Here is a 2,184-nt window from a genome sequence, read left to right as displayed (position 1 = left end):
GGGTGGGCATGTCAGAAAGGATGGCCGTGCTGGAGAAACTGGCCACGTCGGCAGGGCCGGGCGTACCTGAGAGGCCGGGTCCACCAGGATTACCGATCGAACCGGAGAGACCGAGCCGGCCAGGGCACCGAGCAAACCGGAGAGACCGAGCCAGCCAGAGTGCCGAGTGAACGGGAGAGACCGAACCGGCCAGGGTGCCCGGGCGAGCCGAGAGGACGGGTGCTCCGGGCAAGGGCGGCGGTGTCAGAGGGCGCTCTCGACGAGGTTGCCGATCAGACCCGCGGCGGCGAAGTCGTTCGTGAGGCGGTTCTTGGTCAGCGCGACCGCCACCCCCGTGGCGCTGTCGGCGTAGGCCATGCTGCCGCCCGCCCCCGCGACCCCGAATGCCGTGGGGGCCGCCGCCGAGTCGCCGGGTCCGGCGTACGGGCGGCCGATCGAGAAGCCCAGGCCCCAGGCCGAGGGCATGCCGAACACCTCGTCCATACCTTCTGCGGCCACGGCGGTGGCCTCGCGCAGCCGCGCCTCGGTGAGCAGGCGGACGCCGTCCACCTCGCCGATCAGCGACGCGTACAGGCGGGCGATGGCCCGCGCGGACGTCTTGCCGCCGGCCGGGATGTCGGCGGACAGGAAGTCGGTGCGGTTGCCGAGTTCGGCGTTGGGCATCAGGGACATCGGCGCCGCCTTGAACATCGGCAGATCCATCGGCATGTCGGCGAAGGCGGACATGTCCATCGGGGCGTCCTCAAGCCGGGCGACCCGGTGGTGCTGGGACTCCGGCATGCCGAAGTAGAGCTCGTCGGCGACGCCCAGCGGGCCGGCCACGTCCTCGGCGAGCACCTGCGAGATGCGCTTGCCGGTGGCCCGCCGGACGATCTCCCCGACCAGGTATCCGAACGTGTAGGCGTGGTAGCCGACCTTGGTGCCCGGCTCCCACCACAGCTCGGCGTCCTCCAGCGCGGCGACCATCTTGTCCCAGTTGCAGACGTCCTCGGGGGTGGTGTCCAACGGGATGCCGGGCACGCCGGCCGTGTGCGACAGGACATGCCGGACGGTGACGCCGTCCTTGCCGTGCCTGGCGAACTCCGGCCACAGCTCGGCAACCGGCGTGTCATAACCGAACAGGCCACGCTCCACGAGCACGTGCGCGACGGCGGCGGTGGCGCCCTTGCCGATCGAGTAGTTGTAGAACGGGGTGTCGGGGGTCACCTGACGGCCGGTCTCGGGGTCGGCCACGCCGGCCACCACGTCCACGATCTGGCGGCCGCCGTGATAGACCGCAACCTGGAGTCCACGCTCGTCACCGGACTCGACGAGGCGGTCGGCGACTTCCTGCACCTGCTTCTGAAGGTCGTTCATGGTGTCCATCCTGTCGGCTTCTCGAAACTAGACGGTACGGTACTGGACCCAGTACGGAACTGTCTAGTACTCTCTTGGAATGACGAAAGGGAGGCTGGAGATGATCACTGAAGAAGACGGGCGCACGGCACGTAAGCGCAGGCAGATCCTCGACGCGGCACGACCGGTGTTCCTCAGGAACGGCTATGTGGGCGCCAGCATGGACGAGGTGGCCTCGCTCGCGGCGGTTTCCAAGCAGACCGTCTATAAACACTTCACCGACAAGGAACAGCTGTTCACCCGCATCATCCTCGACACCACCAACGAGGTCGACGGCCTGGCCCGCATGGTGACCGCCACCCTGGACGACAGCGACGACCTGGAACGCGACCTGGGCAAACTGGCCAGGCAGTTCCTCGATGCGCTCATGCAGCCCGAACTGCTGCGCCTGCGCCGCCTGGTGATCGCCGAGGCCGACCGCTTCCCCGAGCTGGGGCGCACCTGGTACGAGCTGGGGTTCGAGCGTTCGCTCACCACGCTGTCGGACTGCTTCGCCCGCCTCAAGACCCGCGGCCTGCTCGGCCTTGAGGACCCGGACACGGCCGCGGACCATTTCGTCGGCATGTTGTTGTGGGTACCGGTGAACAAGGTGATGTTCGCCGGCACCGAAGCCCGCTACGCGGAGGCCGACCTCGACCGCCTGGCCGCCTCCGCCACGGCAGCCTTCCTACGCGCCTACGCCCCACCCGGCACCTGACCCACTCCGTCCATGCTCTGCCGGGCACCTGATCTCCCACTACACCCACGCGCGCCAAGCACCTGACCCGCCCCCTCCACGCCCTGCCAAGC

At 68.8% G+C, this 2,184-nt stretch carries 2 protein-coding genes; one reads left to right on the top strand and one right to left on the bottom strand.

The genetic code is table 11. The annotated features are described in order from the left end of the window. Window positions 1-243: 243 nt before the first annotated feature. Window positions 244-1,356 carry a serine hydrolase domain-containing protein gene (locus tag HII36_RS54765; protein ID WP_173531314.1) on the bottom strand — a complete coding sequence of 371 codons (1,113 nt, stop codon included), beginning with the start codon at window positions 1,354-1,356 and terminating at the stop codon, window positions 244-246. 100 nt (window positions 1,357-1,456) lie between these two features. On the opposite strand from HII36_RS54765, the gene HII36_RS54760 reads away from it, so the two are divergent. Beyond that, window positions 1,457-2,092 (top strand): TetR/AcrR family transcriptional regulator, encoded by a 636-nt coding sequence (locus HII36_RS54760; protein ID WP_173531313.1) that lies wholly within the window; start codon window positions 1,457-1,459, stop codon window positions 2,090-2,092. Window positions 2,093-2,184: the final 92 nt, after the last annotated feature.

It is taken from the genome of Nonomuraea antri, assembly GCF_013283785.1.
GTDB classification, from domain to species: Bacteria; Actinomycetota; Actinomycetes; order Streptosporangiales; family Streptosporangiaceae; genus Nonomuraea; species Nonomuraea antri.
This window is presented reverse-complemented; position numbering and strand designations above follow the sequence as displayed.